At 60.5% G+C, this 20,514-nt stretch carries 13 protein-coding genes and 1 riboswitch; of the genes, 4 read left to right on the plus strand and 9 right to left on the minus strand.

Translation table 11 applies throughout. The annotated features are described in order from the left end of the window. Positions 1-31 precede the first annotated feature (31 nt). From AB4N41_RS15315 to AB4N41_RS15355, 9 genes are all read right to left on the minus strand, one after another. On the minus strand, positions 32-262 hold the full coding sequence (locus tag AB4N41_RS15315) for a cysteine-rich CWC family protein (RefSeq protein ID WP_150636490.1): 231 nt from the start codon (positions 260-262) through the stop codon (positions 32-34). Next, the gene (locus tag AB4N41_RS15320) at positions 255-1,742 is read right to left on the minus strand and encodes a sensor domain-containing diguanylate cyclase (protein ID WP_252877634.1); all 1,488 of its coding nucleotides are present in this window, start codon (positions 1,740-1,742) and stop codon (positions 255-257) included. The genes AB4N41_RS15315 and AB4N41_RS15320 overlap by 8 nt, the downstream gene beginning before the upstream one ends. Positions 1,743-1,959: 217 nt before the next feature. Continuing rightward, complete coding sequence (atzF, locus tag AB4N41_RS15325) at positions 1,960-3,732, minus strand: allophanate hydrolase (protein ID WP_252877635.1); 1,773 nt, start codon at positions 3,730-3,732, stop codon at positions 1,960-1,962. 25 nt (positions 3,733-3,757) lie between these two features. After that, complete coding sequence (gene uca / locus AB4N41_RS15330) at positions 3,758-7,393, minus strand: urea carboxylase (protein WP_252877636.1); 3,636 nt, start codon at positions 7,391-7,393, stop codon at positions 3,758-3,760. A gap of 283 nt (positions 7,394-7,676) precedes the next feature. Then, on the minus strand, positions 7,677-8,318 hold the full coding sequence (locus AB4N41_RS15335; RefSeq protein ID WP_125917748.1) for an urea amidolyase associated protein UAAP2: 642 nt from the start codon (positions 8,316-8,318) through the stop codon (positions 7,677-7,679). An 11-nt stretch (positions 8,319-8,329) separates the two neighbouring features. Then, on the minus strand, positions 8,330-9,055 hold the full coding sequence (locus tag AB4N41_RS15340; RefSeq protein WP_252877637.1) for an urea amidolyase associated protein UAAP1: 726 nt from the start codon (positions 9,053-9,055) through the stop codon (positions 8,330-8,332). 13 nt (positions 9,056-9,068) lie between these two features. Next, positions 9,069-9,857 carry an ABC transporter ATP-binding protein gene (locus AB4N41_RS15345; protein WP_252877638.1) on the minus strand — a complete coding sequence of 263 codons (789 nt, stop codon included), beginning with the start codon at positions 9,855-9,857 and terminating at the stop codon, positions 9,069-9,071. Continuing rightward, positions 9,854-10,669, minus strand: a complete 816-nt coding sequence (locus AB4N41_RS15350; RefSeq protein ID WP_024011982.1) for an ABC transporter permease — start codon at positions 10,667-10,669, stop codon at positions 9,854-9,856. The genes AB4N41_RS15345 and AB4N41_RS15350 overlap by 4 nt, the downstream gene beginning before the upstream one ends. Before the next feature lie 18 nt (positions 10,670-10,687). Next, on the minus strand, positions 10,688-11,755 hold the full coding sequence (locus AB4N41_RS15355; protein WP_095180593.1) for a putative urea ABC transporter substrate-binding protein: 1,068 nt from the start codon (positions 11,753-11,755) through the stop codon (positions 10,688-10,690). A gap of 63 nt (positions 11,756-11,818) precedes the next feature. After that, positions 11,819-11,919, minus strand: a riboswitch (guanidine-I (ykkC/yxkD leader). A gap of 349 nt (positions 11,920-12,268) precedes the next feature. On the opposite strand from AB4N41_RS15355, the gene AB4N41_RS15360 reads away from it, so the two are divergent. From AB4N41_RS15360 to AB4N41_RS15375, 4 genes are all read left to right on the plus strand, one after another. Further along, the gene (locus AB4N41_RS15360) at positions 12,269-12,673 is read left to right on the plus strand and encodes a hypothetical protein (RefSeq protein ID WP_039760873.1); all 405 of its coding nucleotides are present in this window, start codon (positions 12,269-12,271) and stop codon (positions 12,671-12,673) included. A gap of 196 nt (positions 12,674-12,869) precedes the next feature. Further along, positions 12,870-14,114, plus strand: a complete 1,245-nt coding sequence (locus tag AB4N41_RS15365) for a glycosyltransferase family 4 protein (RefSeq protein ID WP_150636496.1) — start codon at positions 12,870-12,872, stop codon at positions 14,112-14,114. A gap of 1 nt (position 14,115) precedes the next feature. After that, positions 14,116-14,970 (plus strand): hypothetical protein, encoded by an 855-nt coding sequence (locus AB4N41_RS15370; protein WP_056783506.1) that lies wholly within the window; start codon positions 14,116-14,118, stop codon positions 14,968-14,970. 2 nt (positions 14,971-14,972) lie between these two features. Beyond that, on the plus strand, positions 14,973-20,504 hold the full coding sequence (locus AB4N41_RS15375; RefSeq protein WP_290127525.1) for a calcium-binding protein: 5,532 nt from the start codon (positions 14,973-14,975) through the stop codon (positions 20,502-20,504). Positions 20,505-20,514: the final 10 nt, after the last annotated feature.

Below are 20,514 nucleotides of genomic sequence, written 5' to 3' on the forward strand. Positions count from 1 at the left end.
TCAGAATTCAACGGACAAAGGGCCGCGCATCTTACGGGATCGGCCGCCGGTCTGCTTGCAACTGCGCTTCGACCTGGGCGCAACGCGGGCACAGGCAGGCTTGATTGCGCAACTCGGCCGGCAGCGCTTCGAGCACTGCAGGGTCGATGGTCACGCCGTAGCACCAGCATTCGCGGTCGGCGGTGCGCGGGTCGGCGAGGCTGCAATCGTTGCGCGCACCGCAGGCCGGGCAGTGGTCGGGTTTGACGTCGTTATCAGGCATAGGTCGAGTGCGGCATTTCCATGCAGGTGCGGTTGCGCCCGGTTTGCTTGGCGCGGTACATCGCATGATCGGCCCGCGACAGCAGGGTGTGCAAGGTGTCATCGCGTTGCACGGTGGTGGCGCCGATGCTCACGGTCAGATGCAGGCTGTGGCCATCGTAGGCATATTCGTGTTGTTCGACGTGTTGGCGGATCTTCTCGGCAATTTTCTGCCCGGTCTCGCCGTCGGTGTCTTTCAATAGAACGATGAACTCTTCACCGCCCCAGCGGCAGACGATATCGGCGTGACGCAGGCAACTTTGCAGGTCGCGGGCGAAACCGATCAATACCTGGTCGCCAGCCATGTGCCCGTAGGTGTCGTTCAAGGCTTTGAAGTGGTCGAGGTCGAGCAGCAACGCGGTCAGCGGCTTGGTTTCCCGTTGGGCCTCGTGCAGCGCTTGCGCGGCGAGGATGTCGAAGCCGCGTCGGTTCGGCAATTCGGTGAGACTGTCGAGGGTGGCGTGCGCCTGGATCTTCGCCTGGAAGCGTTTGATCACCCGATTGAGCAGCGCCAGTACGATCAACGTCACCAACAGGCAGATCAGCAGGTTGAGATACAGCGACTGGCGGATCTCGCTCAGCGCGCCGTCTTCGCGTTTATCGACGAACAGGTACCAGTTCAACTCGGGGATAAACCGCACGTTGAGAAAATGTCCCTGGCCGTGGGTGGAGTATTCGTAGCTGCCGCTGTGCGGCTTGGGCAACTGGCTGACCAGACCTTTCATGCTCTCCAGTTCGCCAAGACTCTGGCCGATGTGCGCGCCTTCCGGACCACCCTCGGCACCGGTCAATACGAGGCGGCCGAAGGTGTCGACGAAGTACACGCTGCGTTGATAGCGCTGTTGATACTTGTCGATCAGCTTGATCACCGCGTCCACGGTCAGGCCCACGCCCGCGGCGCCGATGAAGCGGTTGTGGTAGTCGTAGACCTTGTAGTTGATGAAGAACGTCAGGTTGTCCTTGTTGGCCAGATCCGGGTCGACGTTGATCTCGTACGGGTCCTGCATGTCGCGCACGCGGAAGTACCAGGTGTCGCGCGGCTCGTCGACTTTGACCTGCTTGAGCACGCCTTTGGCGTGGTAGTAGGTGAGCGTGGCATTGGAAACGAAGAACGCCGTGTAGGCGCCGTAATGGGTCATGACCTCGTCGAGATAGCGGGTCATCTGCTCGGGATTCTGCTCGCCGTTGACCACCCAGTCGCGCATGAACGTGTCACGGGACATCATTGAGGAAATCAGGATCGGCCGGACCAGGTCTTTCTGGATTTCCGAATAGACCGTATCGGAGGTCAGTGGCAGTTCGGTGTTGACGATGTTGTCGCGGATCGACGCGCGGGAGGCGAAGTAGCTCAACAGTGACGTGGCGAGAAAGCCGGCGCCGAGCAGGGCGACCAGGGTGAGCACCAGTGAACGTTGCGAGTACAAGGGAGAACGAAGCGGCATGGCAGATCCGTTGGCAGTGGCCCGATGGGATGCATTCTAGTGGCACTGCGCGCAAATAACTGCTCCCTGTGCGGCGTGAATGGTCGTTCCTTTATTCGGGGGTGGTGCGCCAGAACCTGTGGGAGCGAGCCTGCTCGCGAAAGCGGTGGGTCAGCCACATCCATGTTGAATGACATACCGCATTCGCGAGCAGGCTCGCTCCCACAGGGCGACAGATTCAGGCCAGGGTTTTGAGGTATGCCCGCCATCCCCCGAAATGACTGATATCCACCGCACCCTCCAACCCATACGGCTCACAGATAAACCCGCTCTCCCAGCGCCCATCCGCCAGTTGCACCTTGCCCAACCCGAGCGGCGCCGGAATTCCGGTGAGAAACGAGCCCAGCTCGCTGCTCGGCAATTCCCAGACCTCCACGGCAATCGCCACGCCGCCGTCCTTGACTCGTACCATCCCCGGACGCAGCGGTGGGCCGCCGGCGAGGGCGTGCAGTCGATAGTCCGGCGAACTGAATGTGGTTTCCAGCAAGCGCCCGCCACGCTGGGTCAGTTGCCAGTTCAGCGCCAGCCCTTGCAGATGCGCGCCACACACCACCAATCGAGCGCGGTCGTTGCGCGCAGCGTTCGCCGGAGCTGGCAGGGCGCTGTCCTGCTGGCGCTGCAACGCATCCGCCACGCTCAACAGATACTGATCGGTAAATACCCGCCCGAACAACGTCACGCCCCACGGCAAACCATTGTCCATGAACGCGGTCGGCACGGCGACGGCGGCGTAGTCGAGCAGGTTCATGAAGTTGGTGTAATAGCCAAGTTCGGAATTGCGCAGCACCGGTTCCGCCTCAAGTTCGGCCAGGGTCACTGGACGGCCGATGGTCGGTGTCAGCACGCAGTCGAGATTTTCCAGGGCTTCGTCGCACAGGGCCTTCAGCGCCTGCAATCGATATTGCGCGCGGAAGGTCTGCACGCCAGTCACTGCCGGAGCCCTGGCCAGCACCGCACGGATCACTGGCAGCACCGCTTCGGGATTCTGCTCCATCAGCTCACCGGCGACGCTGTAGCGCTCGGCCACCCATGGCCCGTCGTAAAGCAACCGCGCTGCTTCCAGAAACGGTGACAGGTCCAGCTCGACGGCTTCGCCACCCAAGGCCTTGAGCCGTTCGATGGCGGCTGCGAACAACTGTGGCCCCTCGTTGCAGCCGAAAAATTCAAGGTCCTGTGCCCGTGGCACGCCGAAGCGAAACGGCCGTGGCGCGCCAAATGCCGAGCCGTCGTTCCATGCCGGATTGCCTCGGCTGTATTCATCGCGAGGATCGTGTCTGGCCGTCAACGCCAGCAACTGACTGGCCTCACGGGCGGTCGCGGTGAAGGTGGTTACACAGTCCAGCGTGCGGCACGCCGGCAGCACGCTAGCGGTGGAAATCAGGCCTTTGCTCGCCTTCAATCCCACCACATTATTCAGCGCCGCCGGCACTCGCCCGGAACCGGCGGTGTCAGTGCCCAAGGCAAAACTCGCCACACCCAGCGCTACCGCCAGCGATGAACCCGCACTGGAACCGCCGGACGGATACTCCGCCAGCACGCTGTTCGGGCACGCACCATAAGGCGAGCGGCTGCCATTGAGGCCGGTGGCGAACTGATCGAGATTGGTCTTGCCCAGCGGGATCGCCCCCAGCGCCAACAGTTGCTCGACGATGGTCGCCGACTGCTGCGGCACATAGGCAAACGCCGGGCACGCGGCTGTGGTGGGAATGCCGGCCAGATCGATGTTGTCCTTGATCGCGAATGGCACGCCATACAGCGGCAGACTGTCGAGGTCACGACCGTCGAGGGCGGCGAGGTACGGCTCCAGTTCATCGACGCTGAGCAAGTGAATGAACAGGTGATAGTCGGAATTCAGCGCGGCCGCTTTTTCGCGCAATTGCAGCAGCAGTTGGCGCGGTGTGGTGTCGCCATTGCGATAGGCCTGGCGCAGTGCATCGAGTTGCAGATTCATCGGTTGATCCTTATAAAAAATGGCTTCAGTCGAGTTCCAGCACCACCACCCTTTGTCCGGCGCGCACCGCCGAACCGGGTTGCACGCGGATCTCGCGCACCACACCGGCCAGCGGCGCGAGCACAGGGATTTCCATCTTCATCGACTCGAGAATCACCAGCACATCGCCCGCCGCGACACGCTGGCCGGCCTCGACCTGCACCTGCCAGAGATTGCCGGCGATGTGGCTGTCGACGCTGTGTTCACCGTTTTCCAGTGGTGCTTCTTCGCTGGCGTCAGGCACGGCTTCTTCGCTGTCGAAATGCGCCTGGCCGCTGGCGATCCAGCGCTCGCGTTCAGCTTTGAACGCGCCCTGTTGCTGCGCACGGAAAGCGCTGATGCCCGCGGCTTGCTGACTGAGAAATGCCTGATAGTCGGCGAGGTTGAGCTGGCTGTGTTCGATGTTCAGATCGAAGCGCCCCAACGGGAAATCGCGGCGAATGCGCAGCAGTTCTTCGGCGCTGACCGGGTAGAAGCGGATCTGATCGAAGAAGCGCAGCAGCCACGGTTTGCCGTCGAACGCGGCGACTTCGCGATAGCGATTCCACATCTGCAGGGTGCGCCCGACAAACTGATAACCGCCCGGGCCTTCCATGCCGTACACGCACATGTAGGCGCCGCCGATGCCGACCGAATTTTCGGCCGTCCAGGTACGTGCCGGGTTGTACTTGGTGGTCACCAGACGATGACGCGGGTCGAGCGGCGTGGCCACCGGCGCGCCGAGATAGACGTCGCCAAGGCCCATCACCAGATAGCTCGCATCGAACACCGTGCGCTGCACTTCGTCGAGATTTGGCAGGTCGTTGATGCGCCGGATGAACTCCAGATTGCTCGGGCACCACGGCGCGTCCTTGCGCACGGTGGTCATGTATTTCTCGATCGCCAACTGACAGGCCGGGTCGTCCCACGACAGCGGCAAGTGCACGATGCGCGAAGGCACCTGCAAGTCCTTGGCGGCGCACACCGCGTCCCATTCGCCAGCGATGGTGCCGAGCAGATCGGCCAGCGGCAGTTGCTCGGGCTGGTAGTGCACTTGCAGCGAGCGAATGCCCGGGGTGAGGTCGATCACGCCATGCAGGGCTTGGCTTTCCAGCGCCTGCATCAGCGCGTGGGCGCGAAAGCGCAGGACCAGATCAAGCTCCGGCGCGCCGATTTCCAGCAGTAAATGAGTGTCGCCAGAAACCCTCCCGACAAGCCGCCGATCCCCCTGACCCAACTCAAGAACCACAGGCGACACAATCCCTTGTGGGAGCTGGCTTGCCAGCGATGAAGTTGATGCGGTGTCAGATCGGGCACCATCGCTGGCAAGCCAGCTCCCACAGGGGGCATCCCATTTCAGGGCGAGATTGCGGGCGGTGCCGAGGTCGACGGGGATGAACTGAATTTTATCGCCGGCCTTGAGCTGCCCCAGCTGCCACAGGTCCGCCTCAATCACCGTCACCGGGCAGACAAACCCACCCAGGCTCGGGCCATCCGGGCCGAGAATTACCGGCATGTCGCCAGTGAAGTCCACCGCCCCGATCGCATACGGATTGTCATGGATGTTCGACGGGTGCAGACCCGCTTCACCGCCATCCTCACGCACCCACTCAGGTTTCGGTCCGATCAGGCGCACGCCGGTGCGGCTGGAGTTGAAGTGCACTTCCCACTGGGTCGCGAAGAACGTGGCGATGTAGTTTTCGCTGAAGTATTCCGGGGCGCCGTGCGGACCGTAGATCACCCGGATCTGGCGCACGCTCGGCAGCGTGGTGATGTGCTGCTCGGCCAGTTGCTGGCCGGCGCTGTGGTCGGCCAATGCCGGCACATGCAACACGTCACCGGCCCTTAACGCCCGTCCGCCATGCCCGCCGAACTGGCCGAGAGTGAAGGTACTTTTGCTGCCCAGATAATCCGGCACCTGCACGCCGCCGCGCAGGCACAGATAACTGCGCGCGCCGGCGCCGCTGATGCTGCCCAGTTGCAATGTCGCGCCGGCCGGGATCAGCAGCGCGGTGTTCATCGGCACCGGTTCAGCGTCAAGGGTCAAGGCAATCGGCGCGCCGGTCACCGCGACCACCGCGTCACAATTGAAGCGCAGGATCGGCCCGCTCATGGTGATTTCCAGTGCGGCGGCGCCTTGTTCATTGCCGAGCAGGCGATTGCCCAGACGCAGCGCTCGGCTGTCCATCGGCCCCGAGGGTGGCACGCCGACGGCCCAGTAACCGAGGCGTCCGGGATAGTCCTGCACGCTGGTTTGCGTGCCGGCGCTGAGCACTTCGAAGGTGTTGGCGTGATAGAGCAGATTTTCCAGGCAACGGGTCCACGGCTGGCCGCTGGCGAATGGAGTATCGAGGAGAATCTGCCGCAGGTAATCGCGGTTGGTTTCCACGCCATACAGCAGGCTATCGCCCAGTGCCTGATGGAGTTCGGCGCGAGCCTGTTCGCGGCTCGGCGCCCAAGCGATGAGCTTGGCAATCATCGGGTCGAAATACGGCGGGATTTCCACACCGGCTTCGACCCAGGTGTCGATGCGCAACTCAACGCCGTTGGCTGGCGGAAACTGCACAGCGGTCAGCAGGCCCGGGCTCGGCTGGAAATCACGCCCCGGATCTTCCGCGTACAGACGTGCCTGAATCGCATGGCCCTGCGGTTCCAGGCCTTGATACAACTCGTTCAGCGGCGGCAGATCACCGGCGGCCAACTCGATCATCCAGCGCACCAGGTCCACGTCCCACACCTGTTCGGTGACGCCGTGCTCGACCTGCAAGCGCGTGTTCACTTCGAGAAAATAGAAGCGCTGGCCCTCGCTGTCGAAGACGAATTCGACGGTGCCGGCGCTGCGATAATTCACCGCTTGCGCCAGTTTGATCGCCGCTGCGCACAGCTCATCGGCCATGCCTTCTGGCAGGTTCGGCGCCGGGGTTTCTTCGAGGACTTTCTGGTTGCGCCGCTGCACCGAACAGTCGCGCACACCGAGAGCGATGACTTCACCGCAGCCGTCGCCGAACACCTGCACTTCCAGATGCCGCGCGCGTTCGATGTACTTCTCGATGAACACCCCGGCGTCGCTGAAGTTGTTCTGACCGAGGCGTTTCACCGCTTCGAATGATTCGCTCAATTCACTGGCGCTGCGGCACACGCGCATGCCGATGCCACCACCGCCAGCGGTGCTTTTCAGCATCACCGGGTAGCCGACCTGTTCGGCGGCACTCAGCGCGCAATCGAGGCTGTCGAGCAGGTCGGTGCCTTCGAGCATCGGTACGCCGTGCTGTCTGGCCAATGCGCGAGCAGTGTGCTTGAGGCCGAACACCCGCAATTGCTCCGGCGTCGGGCCGATGAAGGCGATGCCCTGCGCTTCGCAGGCTTCGGCGAACGCTGCGTTTTCCGAGAGAAATCCGTAGCCGGGATGAATCGCCGTGGCGCCGCTTTGTTTGGCGATAGCGAGGATTTTATCGACGGCCAGATACGTCGCGGACGCCGCGCCTTCGCCGAGGCTGTACGCTTCAGCGGCCTGGGAGATGTGCAGGCTGGCAGCATCGGCTTCTGAGTACACGGCGACGCCTTGGGCCTTCAGCACGTTGATCGTGCGCAGGATGCGACAGGCAATCGCGCCACGGTTGGCGATCAGGATTTTTTCGAACATGGCATAACCCCTGAAGGGGGAGCGGGCCGTCCCGCTGTTTTTCGACAGACATCCGGGCCGTCCCGGATGGAAAAAACACACTTCACTCAAACCCACCACAAACCCCCTGTGGGAGCGAGCCTGCTCGCGAAGGCGGTGGATCAGCCACATCAATGCTGAATGACACGGCGCATTCGCGAGCAGGCTCGCTCCCACAGGGTTCAGGGTTGTCTGGTGGATTTCAGGCACTGCCCGGAACGCGCCTGGCACAGGGCAAAAAGCCAACGGCGTAAACGGCTGATGGTCAGTTCCATACGAGCAACTCCGCCGGGGTCGGGTTGTAGGCATTGCACGGGTTGTTCAACTGCGGGCAGTTGGAAATCAGCACGATCACGTCCATCTCGGCGCGCAAGTCGACATACTTGCCCGGCGCCGAAATACCGTCCTCGAAAGTCAGCCCGCCGTCCGCCGTCACTGGCACGTTCATGAAAAAATTGATGTTCGGCCCGATGTCACCTTTGCTCAATCGGCCGTCGTGGGCGCAGGCGCGCAGGTAGTTGTCGCGGCAGCTGTGCATGTAGCGTTTTTCCAGGGCGTAGCGCACGGTGTTGCTCTCTTGCGCGCAGGCGCCGCCGAGGGTGTCGTGGCGCCCGCAAGTGTCGGCAACGATGGTCAGCATCGGCTGGCCGAGGTTGGAATACAGCACGCTGCCGGTGCTCAGGTAGACGCTGTTCTGCCTACGCAAGGTGCGTTGCACGTCGTAGCGTTCCTTCGGGTTGGCGAGGCTGTAAAACAAAGTGTCGACGGCCTGATTGCCTTCCAGATCAAGGATGCGCAGGGTCTGCCCGGCCTTGACTTCCATCAGCCAGGGCTCGCCGGCGGGAATGGTGGCGCGGTAGATCGCGCTGTCGGCTTGCTTGTGCGAAGTGGCAATTGCGAGTGACATGGCAGCGATCCTCAGGCGAACAAACGGTCGGTGTTGATAAAGCCGCGCTCGTTTTCCGGGCGCGAAGTGCGGCAGTGTTCGGCGACGCTGGCGTCGGCGTTCATCCAGCTCAGCTTCAAGGGTTTCGGGGCGTATTCGGGTGACGGGTCCATCGGATGTTGCAGGGCGGTGAGCACCACCAGGGTGTCCATCGGCGCGTACAACTCGATGTAGTCACCTGCCTTCGAATTGCCCTCGACGAAGTGGAAACGCCCGGCCTCATCGACGTTCACGCGGCTGAACAGATTCAGGGTCATCAGCAGGTCGGACAGGCCCAGGCCCCACTTGCCGAGTTCCACCAGCAGGTTGTCGGTGCCGTTGCGAAAGAAGCCGTTGCGCAGTTCCTGGTAGCGGCCCTGGCCGTACTTTTCGGCGACTTCCTGTGCGCAAAGCACACCGCCGAGGCTGTCGCTCCAACCGCAGGTGTCGCCGGTGATCGCGGCGAGTACGCGGCCCATGTCCGAGTACAGGCAGTGGCCGGCGGTGAGCTTGGCGGTGTGTTGGCATTTGAGGCTGTCGGGCAGGTTCAGCCGCTCGGTTTTTTCATTGGCATTGAGCAAGGTCAGGCTGACATTGGCGCCGCCGCGCAGGTCGGTCAGGCGCAGTAACTGGCCGCGCTTGAGCACGAACGAACGGTGGCCGCCGCCCGGCAGCAGTTCTTCAGCGAAGGGTGGGAAGAGTTGGATTGAATCAGTCATTGGAGCAGTCCTCTCAAGCAGTGCGAAGGGTGCCCGCCAGCGGCAGCGGCAGCGCCTCGACGGCGGCGCGCTGGGCGCGGCGGTCGCTGTTCAACGGGATGTCGTAGGTGATGCGGGCGCCATAGGCGCCGGGGGCGTGCGGGTCGAGGCGCACCTTGTCGAACACCAGCAGACGCGTGCCGAGGCTGAAGCCTTCGGGCAGGTCGTGGGTGACCATGAACACCGTCAGTTGCGTCTCGCGCCACAGTTCCAGCAGCAGCGCGTGCATGTCTTTGCGAATGCCCGGATCGAGCGCGCCGAAGGGCTCGTCGAGCAGCAACACGCGCGGCTTCATGATCAGCGCCTGGGCGATGGCCAAGCGTTGCTGCATGCCGCCGGACAGCTGTGCCGGGTACTTGTCCAGCGCATGGCCGAGGCCGACTTTTGTCAGCAGGGCTGCAGCCTGCTCGCGCGCCTCGCGTTTGGCGTTGCCGAACAGCCGGCCAAGCAAGGGCGCGCGCGGCAATTCGAGACCGAGGGCGACGTTGTCGAGCACGCTCAGGTGCGGGAACACCGAGTAGCGCTGAAAGACCACGCCACGGCTGGCATCCGGCTCGCTGGCCAAGGGCTGGCCGTCGAGCAGAATCTCCCCGCGACTGGCGCTTTCCTGGCCGAGCAGCAGGCGCAGGAAGGTCGATTTGCCGCAACCGGAGGCGCCGACCAAGGTGCAGAACTCGCCCTCGTTGACGCTCAGGTTCAAGCCTTCCAGCACCACTTGATCGGCGTACTGCTGCCAGACGTTTTTTACTGTGATGAAGCTCATTTCGCCGCTCCCTCATACCAAGGGAAAGCGCGCTGGGTCAGCTGTTTCAGGCCCCAGTCCATCAGCCAGGCGAGCAGGGTGATCCACACCACATAGGGCAGGATCACATCCATGGCGAGGTAGCGCCGCACCAGAAAGATCCGGTAGCCGAGGCCGTCGGTGGAGGCGATCGCTTCGGCGGCAATCAGGAACAGCCACGCCGAACCGAGCATCAAGCGCAGCGAGATCAGCAAGCGCGGCAACAGCTGCGGCAAGACCACGCGCAGCATCAGCGTCCAGGTCGAGGCGCCGAGGGTCTGCGCCTTGATCAGCAGTTCGACCGGAATGTCGCGGGCACGCTGTTCCAGATCCCGGGCCAACGCCGGGGTGATGCCGATGACGATCAGCATGACTTTCGACAACTCGCCCAGCCCGAAGACGATGAACAGAATCGGCAGGATCGCCAGCGGCGGCACCATCGACAGCACCGTCAGCAGCGGCGACAACGGCGCGCCGAACAGCGGCAGGGTGCCCGCCGCAATACCCAGGCAAAGACCCGCCAGCGCTGCGATGCCGAGGCCGATAGCCAAGCGCCGCAGACTCGACGCGGTGTCTTGCCACAACAGATATTCGCCGGTGCGGCTGTCGGCGTTGAAGGCCAGGCGTTTTACCGCGTCGCTCATCTGCACGGCGCTGGGCAGCAGTTTGTCGTTGGGGTTGTCCGCCAGGCGCTCGGCCGAGCCTGTGAAGTAGGCGAACAGCACGAGCGCGAACGGCAGGATCACCAATAACAGGCGACTCGGGCGATCGGGGTGGCGATTGATCAGGCGCATGGCCAAATCCTCCGTGGCTTACAGCTTGGCGTCGGCGGCCATCTGCACGTAGGTCGGATCGAAGCGCAGCTTGAGATTGGCGGTGTCGCCGCTGGTCACGCCGTTGGCGAAGGACATGCCGACCGCGCTCGGGTCCTTCGCGCCTTCGCCGAGCAGACCATGCTCGAAGGAGAATTCGGCGACCTTGCGCATGGTGTCCGGCAGTTGTTTGCTGGTGGCGAAATTCAGCGCTTCGCTCGGCGTGGCGAACAGTTTTGTGGTGTCCAGTTGCGCCTGGAAGCCGGCGAGATCAGTTCCCGAGGCCTTGGCCATGTGCTCCAGCGCAGCTTTGCTCGCGGCACTTTTCGCGTTCATCAAAGCGACCACTTCGAACCACGCCCCGGTCAGCGCTTTGCCCAGCGCCGGGTTGTCTTTGAGGGTGGCGCTGTTGACCACCATCATGTCCATGATCTCGCCGGGGATCTGGCTGGAATTGAACACTTCGGTGACGCCGGGTTTGGCTTTGATATCCGAGAGCATCGGGTTCCAGGTGGTCACGGCGTTGACGTCGTCGGTGTTGAACGCGGCGGCAATGTCGGCGTCGGAGGTGTTGACCACCTTCAGGTCTTTCTCGGTCAGGTCCACCGAGTCCAGCGCCCGGGCCAGCAGGTAATGGGAGACCGACAGCTCGACCAGATTGACGTCCATGCCCTTGAGGTCGGCGACTTTCTTGCCTTCACCCTTGAGCACGATACCGTCGTTGCCGTTGGAGAAATCGCTGACGATCAGCGCGGTGCTGTCGACACCACCGGCAGCCGGAATGGTCAGCGCATCCATGTTGGTCATGGTGCAGCCGTCGAACTGGCCGGCGGTGTACTGGTTGATCGATTCGACGTAGTCGTTGAGCTGCACGACGTCGATCTTGATCCCGTATTTCTTCGCCCATTTGTCGACGATGCCCTGGCTGCCGGCGTATTCCCATGGCATCCAGCCGGCGTAGATCGTCCAGCACACGCTGAAGTGGTCTTTCTGGGCGGCGGAAGATTGCGTGCTGATGAGCGCGGCGAAGGCGGCGGCGAGCAGGGCGGGGAAACGTAGTCGGATCATTGCGGATTCTCCAGTTGATCGAGGGCGGACAGGAAGGCAATGCGGCACCGCGAACGGTGGCTTGTCTCCCGGGCTTTTGTCCCGCCGTGTAACCTCAACTGGAGGTCGCCAACTCTCGGACCAGCCACTCGCGCTTGCGAGCCGGAACCCTAGTCAGCCATTGCAAATTGTGGTGCCGCGAACCTGTGATGACTCCTGCACGGGTTTGCTAAAGCGAGAGGCGTGCCAAGTCGGGCCGAGGCCTCTGCGGCGGGGATCTGCTGGATTGTCGAAGTGAGCGGGGCGAGCGACAGCGCATCGTGGTGGTGCGTGGTTGCACCGTCATGCAGCGTGTTCAGGGTTCACGGGGCGTTGATTTGCGGATTAACAAGATTTCATGATCACTTGTTTCAACTTGTTGCAGGAACGCACCAGATTCCGAAACCGCTGTCTGATTCTTCGACAGTCATGCAATTGCTGACGGTCGCCTGCCAGCGTCGCTGGTGTGGCCAACCCGCGGTCCAGGAGGCCGCCATGTATCGCCGAATCGTACTGCTTGCCGTGATGCTTTTTTCCCTTGGCGGATGCGTTCCTTATTCCTATGGAGACAGCTACTACAGGTCAGAGGTCTACACATCACCCGCACCGGCCTATTACAGCGGTGGCGGCTCCTATTACCGCAGCGGCGGCACCTATTACACCCAGCCGCGCTACTACCAGCCAGCGCCGCGGTACTACCAGCAACCACGTTATTACCAGGCGCCGCGGCACTACCAACCGGCCCCGCGTTACTACGAAAGCCGTCGCTGGCACGGCAATGATCGCGGACGCTGGGACGGCCACCGTCGCGGCGGTTGGGACAATGACCACCGCGGTCGCGGCAACTATGATCGCCACAGCGGTCGGCGTGACTACAACGGCCGTGGCAACCGCTGGTAAATCTCTGCAATGAACAAGCGGCGCATCAAGCGCCGCTTTTTTTTGCCCGGCGAAAAGTTGTTCCGTTGGCCATCTCCTAGGAGATTCCCGGAAGCGTCCTACAGTTTCATTTCGTGGCGTTTGTTAGCGTTCGTGGATGCCGAACGAGGCGAGCAATCCTCAGCTCGATAGCGGCGAAAAATGGACGTTTAGCGCTATGAAGCTTCTGGTTATTCACCAAAATTTTCCGGGTCAGTTCCGTCATGTGGTGCTGGCGGCGCTGGAGCGCGGTGATGAGGTTGTGGCGATAGGTCGGGACACTGCACCGGGCGTCGCCGGTGTGGAAATCCATCGATATCGAGCGACCAGCCGAGCGCCCGGCAATATTCACCCGTATCTGATCCGCTACGAACAAGCGGTGATCGACGGGCAGAAGGTTTTTGAAATCCTGGGCAGGCTGAAACGTTCGGGCTATCAGCCAGACGTGATTCTTGCTCATCCCGGATGGGGAGAGACGCTGTTTGCCAAGGACGTCTATGCCGATACGCCGCTGATTCACTATTGCGAGTATTACTATCGAGCGCAGGGCGCCGATTGCGGGTTCGACCCTGAATTCCGGCGAGCCGCAAGGGAGTCGTCACGGCTGCGAGTGCTCAACTCGCTGCATCTGTTGAATCTTCAACAATGCGATATCGCAATCGCGCCTACGCAGTGGCAGCGCAGCCTGTTTCCGGCCGCTTACCGGTCGGCGATTCGGGTCATTCACGAAGGTGTGATTCAAAATTCTGACCTGGCGAAAGTCGGGGCAGTCAGATTGCCCAATGGAATCGAGGTCAAAGCCGGACAGCCGATCGTTACCTATGTCGCCAGAAACCTTGAGCCTTATCGCGGCTTTCACAGTTTCATGCGAGCTATCCCGCTTATTCAGGCCGAGTGCCCCGACGCGCAGATCATCGTGGTTGGCGGTGACGGTGTCAGTTATGGGAGTAAGCCGGTCGGGTACCCGGATTGGCGCAGCAGGATGGAGGCGGAGGTCAGTTTCGATCACTCCAGAGTGCATTTCACAGGGAAACTTCCTTACCAGACTTATCGAGCGGTTCTGCGGTGTTCGAAAGTTCATGTCTATTTGACGTATCCGTTTGTCTTGTCCTGGTCGTTACTGGAGGCGATGGCGTCCGGTTGTGTGGTTGTTGCGTCGGATACGGCTCCGGTAAGGGAAGTCATTGTCGAGGGGGCGAATGGCATATTGGTGGATTTCTTCGACCATCAAGAAATTGCCAGAAGTGTATGCAAGGTTTTGAAGTCGGCAGGTGAGTACGATGGTCTTGCCAGCGCCGCGAAGTTGACGGCAGGTCGGTTCAGTGTGGAATCGGGCGTGAGCCAATATTTTGAGGTTTTTGCAAGCGCGATATCCGGGCATAGCGACATACCAACCGTTCCGCAGTTTGAGCGGGAGGTTTGAAATGTCCAGGAAGTCGCGTAAGCAGGCGATCAAGTGGTTTAAAAGGTTGTTGAAGTATGGATTGTTCTTTTATGTCTGTTACTGCGTAGCGGAATTTTATATTCGCAAAGAACAAACTGCCGAGTCGGCGGCTATTCACCAGGCAAACGAGAAAGCTTGCCAGAACAAGCTGGCGAGCATGCAGCAAGTGCCGATATTAGGCGGCGCCTATATAGATAAGACGCTGGTCCCTGAGTTTTACGTAGGCATGCCTGAAATGGTCAACAAGAAAGCGTGTCTGGCGATTGCTCTGAAGGGGCTTTTCTGGTGGACCGGGACGGGGCTGCACCGGTACCAGAATCAGCGCCCAGAGTCGATCCCCAAAAGTTGGCGGCTCTATAAATTGAACGCCGGACTTTTTACCAGGAAAGAAACCACCGAACCCCATGAGCGGGGTTATCGGCACGTCAACTGGCCGGATGAGTTGATTGTGAAACTAAAGAATTATCCGGGGCTGGAGATTTGGCTCGATGCACCTCCGCCGCATTTCAAGAATGAAGATTCGGTTAGAACGTTTGTCATTACTGGCTGGCCGCGGCGAGATGGAACCCCTCGGTTGATCAACTGTGACGGCTTGATTCGCCCGGCTTCGGAGGAAAAGCTGACTGACGAGAAACTGGCAAGGTTCAGCAGAACTGAATTGGAAAATCTTGATTTCGACAAACTGAATTTCTTCTGCGCTATCAATCTGGATAACTTCGACTTCGCTGGTGGGCACGGTGGCGTAAAACTCGGATTAGCGTCATTACGCGAAGCACCTGAGATGCTCAAGTATCTCAGTGGTTATCTTTCACGGGCTGTTATTACAAGGAAGTAACAATGAGTTATGTTTTTAGCGACATGGAAAAATCAGAGATTTTCAACGCGGCTAATATTTGCAAAGGAATGAGGCTGAGCTCAAAACGAATTCAGTACGATGCGCTGAAAATAGCAGGGGCAAGCTGCGCCCCCCTGTACCAAAAGCTGTTCGATATTATTGGTGAAAAAGTTTCTGACGTTGTAACTGCCGATAAAGAGGCCGGAGAAGTGCTGAAAAGCGCCAGACTCTGGCTTGCCGTGGCCATTGATGCCAACGGTGGAAACGGTGCCTACTCTGCCCTGATTCGTGGTTACACCTCCCGCCAGGGTGAACTAAGACTGAATACAATTTTCAGTGAAGACCTGATGCAGCTTTCATCCAACCAGGTTGCCGTCAACTTCATCAATACCCTGATCAACGGATCCCTTGCCGGTCAACTGGCACCCTGGACCGTGCCGTCAATCAGCCAGATCGCAGAAATCGACGCCAGCGCGATTGGCGAGGCTCTGTTCAAGGAGGTTTGCGGGGAGGACGACACCGCCGTTAAGCGTAATGCCGGCTGGTCTGGAACGGTCGGTTTCAGCTTGTTAGGTGGAAAGCCTCCCTATGAAACGTGGAGACTGATCTCTGCGGGCGACCCGGATGCGGAAGATGGCGGCCCACCCATCCAGGCAAAGCCCAACCGGCTCGACGACTATAAAAACATTCTCTTCGCCATCGACGCCTACAGCGTCGGCCTGCGAGCGGCGATCAGCAATTTCGGCATCAATCCACTGCAAAGTCTGCTATCGGTCGTACCCGAGCAAATCAACATCGCGCTGGCCAGTGGCAGTGTGAATCCGCTGATTCAGCATGTAGTCAAAGGCACGCCTGTTGCCGCCGTGGTCGAGCTGATCTTGCGCTACGGCCAGAACGAATTTCTCGACATGTTCAAGCGCACTTACGACGGCGATTCTGCTGCCACACCCACCACCAACGACACCTTCGCCAGCAATGCTTACGCCTTCTTCTCGGCATTCTCCCCAGAGCAGTCGCAAAGCATCGTCACCCGAACAATAGGCGAGTTCGGCAATGCCAATGCATGGGCGAAACTGGCAGGCGAGGCGACGCCGCTCGGTCTGGCGTTGCGCAACTCTTTGCAGCAACTCAGTGAAGTCGTCATAGAGCGAGCCGACGGTTATCCCGACCGCAACCTCGAGCTTTACGATCCGCACACTGGCGAAGGCTTTATCACCGCGCAGTGGCTGGCGGACCGTGCGCAGATGCTCGCCCGTTTGATTGCCCGAACCCAAGGCTCGTTTGGAGAACACTCGCTGCAGCAGTTTTCCTACTCCGATCTCGCCTCCGGCAAACAGGCGCCGATGACCACCGGAGTGCTGAACTCGTTGGCCATGTTCGGTGATGACGGCGGGCGATCTTTCGCCGGTGGCGCCAATGCCGATCATCTGTATGGCGGCGAGGGCAATGACTCAATCGATGGGATGGCCGGTCACGATGTCATTGAAGGTGGTCACGGCAATGACTCGCTAACCGGAGGTGACGGCAATGATGAGTTGTACGGGATGGCCGGTGACGATGTTCTGATCGGAGGAAAGGGTAACGACTCCTTGATCGGGGGCGAAGGCAACGACCGTTATGAATTCGCCAGCGGCGATGGCATCGACGAGATTCTTGATGCCAACGCCGATGGGCAACTGTGGATCAATGGCGCACCGATTCCCGCACTCAAACGCCGCGCGCCTCTGAGCAATATCTGGTCTACCGAGGATCGGTCCATCACCCTGGCGCTTGTTGAAAACACCCTCAACATCAAATACGGCCAGGGCGATCTGGTGGTGATCAAAAACTTCCAGCCCGGGATGCTTGGCATCCGCCTCCCTGAATACGAGGGGCAGCCGCTCACTGCTGCGGATCTGACGCTTCAGGGCGACTGGAAAGCCAAAGACGCCGATCCCACTGTCCCCGGCGATCAGCCCTCCTTTGATGAGCTGGGCAACGTGGTGCTGCTGCCCAAGGTCAAACAGCGCAACAAGGCCGACGTACTTTACGGTTCCGCCGCAGACGATGTCATTCTCGGCCTGGGCGGTTCTGATCGATTGTTTGGCAAGGCTGGAGACGATCGGTTATTCGGCGACAAGCAGACGACAATCGAAAAGGCCATGGCCGACGGTGACGCCAAGGGCAAGGCGAATCGCGGAGACTGGCTCGACGGCGGGCAAGGTGACGATTTGCTTATCGGTACGGCATCCCGAGATGTTCTGCTCGGTGGCAATGACCGGGATACCTTGATCGGCGGTGCTGGCGACGATGTGTTATCCGGAGACGAAACCACCGGTGCGCTGGAACAAGGTTGGTCGGTTAAGCGCGCTGCCGTCACGATTGCTCGCGGTGTGACCAGTCACCGAGCGGTCTATTCAAAGGCCTCGATAAACAGTGCGCCCGAAGGCGGTAGTGACGTGCTGTATGGGCAGGGCGGCAAGGACATTATCAACGGCGGCTGGGGAGAGGACCTGCTTGACGGCGGAGCTGACGACGATTTTCTCAAAGGCGATCAAGGTAACGACACCCTGACCGGTGGCAGCGGCAACGACGTGATGCTTGGTGACAACCTCGATTGGGGCGGTGGCCTGCCCAGCAGACACCATGGCAACGATGTGCTGGACGGCGGCAGTGGTGATGATTCACTCGGCGGTAACGGTGGCAGCGACGCTTTGTATGGCGGCCCTGGCAACGACATTTTGCAGGGTGATGACGGCGTACTGGACGGCGTCGAAGGCGATGCCGCGCATTTTTTTGGCGATGATCTGCTGGACGGTGGCCTCGGCGATGACACGCTCTGGGGCGGCGGTGGCGATGATTTGCTCTTCGGCGGCGAAGGCCATGACGATCTGATCGGCGACAGCCCTGACCATCCGGTTCGTTATCACGGCAACGACTTTCTCGATGGCGGCGCGGGGAATGACACCCTGCGCGGCATGGGTGGCGCGGATACGCTGGTGGGTGGCGCAGGGGCTGATTTCCTCGATGGCGATGTGTCTGACCTGCAACCGGGCGGGAGCAACAACGACGTGCTTCAGGGCGGCGAAGGAAACGATACGTTACAGGGTGGTTTCGGTGCCGACACGCTGTACGGCGGCGCGGGTGACGACATTCTTGCCGGCGATTACGAAAACAGCGCTGAGGCCGAGCAGAATGCCGATTATCTGCACGGTGGCTCAGGCAACGACACGCTGCTCGGAGGCGCTGGCAACGACACCTTGCTGGGCGGGGAAGGGACGGACTACCTTCGCGGCGATTCTGGCGACAACGTGTTTGATGGCGGTCCCGGTGCTGACGTGCTGGATGGCATGGATGGCGCTGACATCTACTATTTCGGCGCTGGCGACGGTCTGGATATCGTCACCGATGCCGGCGGCCGCAACATCATCAGGTTCGGTGCAGGGTTTTGCGCGCAAAGCCTGAAGGCCGACGTTATCGACGCTACCGTCGGCACGGTGTTGCGACTGGCCAATGGCACGGGCGACGCGATACTCATCAAGAATCACGAGCGGTGGAAGGATTCCACATTCAGTTTCAGCGACGGCGTGGTACTTGATTACGCAGATGTCCTGCGCAACACATTGCCACCGATAGAGACGGCCGAGTCACCCGTACCGGAACCTGTCACCGCCCCGGCAACCCCTGAAAGCAAAGTTGCGGATCCGGTTAAGCCAGATGATGTGACCGCTGCGGCGCAAGGCCCAGTGGCATCTGTTCAAACGGTGAACTGGACCGATGAGTTCCTCGCGCAAATCAAGTCAAAACGCTCCGCCCGCAGACACGCCACAGGTTTTACCTTGAATGAGCAAGGCGTCTGGGTTCGCAGCCATATCACTACCACCGACACCGGTTACACCACTCACACCGAGCTGATCGATGGCAGCGTCGGAGCGGGAGCACTGTCTGAAACGCCGCCATGGATGAAGGTTGATGCAGGGCACGCCGTGGTCAGTGAAAGGCAGTCGACAACCACAACCCGTGTCGAACATAAACCGGTGAAAGCCGAGGGAGCAATGCCTTCCTCTGCTCAGGCGCCTCGCTATTATCGATCCGGTTCGGCCAACGGGTTTTCATTCAATACGGGCGACGTATTGGTTGAGGGCCGAAAGGAATCCGGCGCGCTTGAAGGCTGGTACGTCTATCCGGCGGCAAGCTTCAGTTCGGGCGCAACAGTGCCCAAGGCGTTTCGCTGGGATGTCACAACTGAAACGATCAAACGCAAAATCGTCCATGGCGACGATGCCGGCGGGCGAGTCAACGTCGAAGTGGAAAACGTTTTCCACGGCGGCGCGGGTGATGATCTGATCGTCGCTTATGCAGGCTCCCCACTTGACTACGGCACTGTCGGCGACAGAACACCGGGCGCGTTTTTATCCGCAGGTGCAGGTGACGATACCTTGCTGGGCGCCGAGGGCGCCGACTATCTGGTCAGCGGGGCAGGGGATGACTGGCTTTACGGCGAAGACGGCGCCGACACCTACATCGTGCAAGCGTACGCCGCAGCGACCACCACGATTGCGGATGTGCCGAACCCTGTTTTCCACCGCGCAGAAGTTGGCGCAGCGGAGTGGAAAGACGAGTACGGAATGTCCGATCAGGACACGGTCGTCCTTCCAGCAGGCGCGCAGCGCGATGCACTGCAATTGAGCTGGGGTGCTGCGCTGATAGAGACCACTCATGTCGAGCTGGAGCCCAACCCGGATCGCGCGGCTTACCGCAACCCGCCGAAAGCGAAAATGCTTCATCCGACACTCGATATCCAATGGGGCGGGACGCAAAAAGTCCGCATCGTCTTGCCCCACAACGGTGAACTTGAGGGGGCCGGTATTGAACTCGTCAAGTTCGCCGATGGGTCGGTCGCAAGTTTGAAGCAGCTCCTGGAATCAAGTCAGCTCGGCTCTGCGCCCGAGACTTTTCATACGGGTGTCATCGTCAACCATCCCATCCGTTCAACTTCCTTGCGAGACGAACGAGCGCTGCCACTCGTGGGCGGTCGGGGCAACGACACGATAAGCGGCGCGGGGGAGATCCGAGGCATGCACGGGGATGACGTGCTCACGGGCAGCCTCGGTGATGATCTGCTGGTGGGTGGGTCGGGCAATGACACGCTGACCGGCGGTGCTGGAAATGATATCTACCGATACGATGGCCTCGGCAGGGACGTAATCATCAACAACGGAGGCGGCCTGGACGGGATCGATTTTTCCGAACGCAGGCTGACGATCGACAACCTGAAGTTTCACCGTGAGCGTGATGATCTGGTGATCGTGGTCGACTACGGCATGGCACCGAAAATCCGGGTTTCCAGGCACTTTGCCGAAGGTGAAAGCGCTATTGGCTTCATAAGAGTCAGCGAAGGAACAGCGACTCAAGACTACAGCGCGACGCAGATTGCCGAGCGCCTGCACCCGCTTCCGCCATTAAGGGATGTCGAGGATATTTTGATAAAGGGCGACGATGAAGCGCAGCGGGCCATGAGGGAAATCATTGAGTTCTACGAACTGAATGTCTGACAAGACGACC

This window comes from Pseudomonas sp. S2_A10, from assembly GCF_054668465.1.

Excerpts from the sequence above, each read along its gene's own strand:
- AB4N41_RS15315 (WP_150636490.1), bottom strand. The coding sequence starts at position 262 with ATGCCTGATAACGACGTCAAACCCGACCACTGCCCGGCCTGCGGTGCG.
- AB4N41_RS15320 (WP_252877634.1), bottom strand. The coding sequence starts at position 1,742 with ATGCCGCTTCGTTCTCCCTTGTACTCGCAACGTTCACTGGTGCTCACC.
- atzF (WP_252877635.1), bottom strand. The coding sequence starts at position 3,732 with ATGAATCTGCAACTCGATGCACTGCGCCAGGCCTATCGCAATGGCGAC.
- uca (WP_252877636.1), bottom strand. The coding sequence starts at position 7,393 with ATGTTCGAAAAAATCCTGATCGCCAACCGTGGCGCGATTGCCTGTCGC.
- AB4N41_RS15335 (WP_125917748.1), bottom strand. The coding sequence starts at position 8,318 with ATGTCACTCGCAATTGCCACTTCGCACAAGCAAGCCGACAGCGCGATC.
- AB4N41_RS15340 (WP_252877637.1), bottom strand. The coding sequence starts at position 9,055 with ATGACTGATTCAATCCAACTCTTCCCACCCTTCGCTGAAGAACTGCTG.
- AB4N41_RS15345 (WP_252877638.1), bottom strand. The coding sequence starts at position 9,857 with ATGAGCTTCATCACAGTAAAAAACGTCTGGCAGCAGTACGCCGATCAA.
- AB4N41_RS15350 (WP_024011982.1), bottom strand. The coding sequence starts at position 10,669 with ATGCGCCTGATCAATCGCCACCCCGATCGCCCGAGTCGCCTGTTATTG.
- AB4N41_RS15355 (WP_095180593.1), bottom strand. The coding sequence starts at position 11,755 with ATGATCCGACTACGTTTCCCCGCCCTGCTCGCCGCCGCCTTCGCCGCG.
- AB4N41_RS15360 (WP_039760873.1), top strand. The coding sequence starts at position 12,269 with ATGTATCGCCGAATCGTACTGCTTGCCGTGATGCTTTTTTCCCTTGGC.
- AB4N41_RS15365 (WP_150636496.1), top strand. The coding sequence starts at position 12,870 with ATGAAGCTTCTGGTTATTCACCAAAATTTTCCGGGTCAGTTCCGTCAT.
- AB4N41_RS15370 (WP_056783506.1), top strand. The coding sequence starts at position 14,116 with ATGTCCAGGAAGTCGCGTAAGCAGGCGATCAAGTGGTTTAAAAGGTTG.
- AB4N41_RS15375 (WP_290127525.1), top strand. The coding sequence starts at position 14,973 with ATGAGTTATGTTTTTAGCGACATGGAAAAATCAGAGATTTTCAACGCG.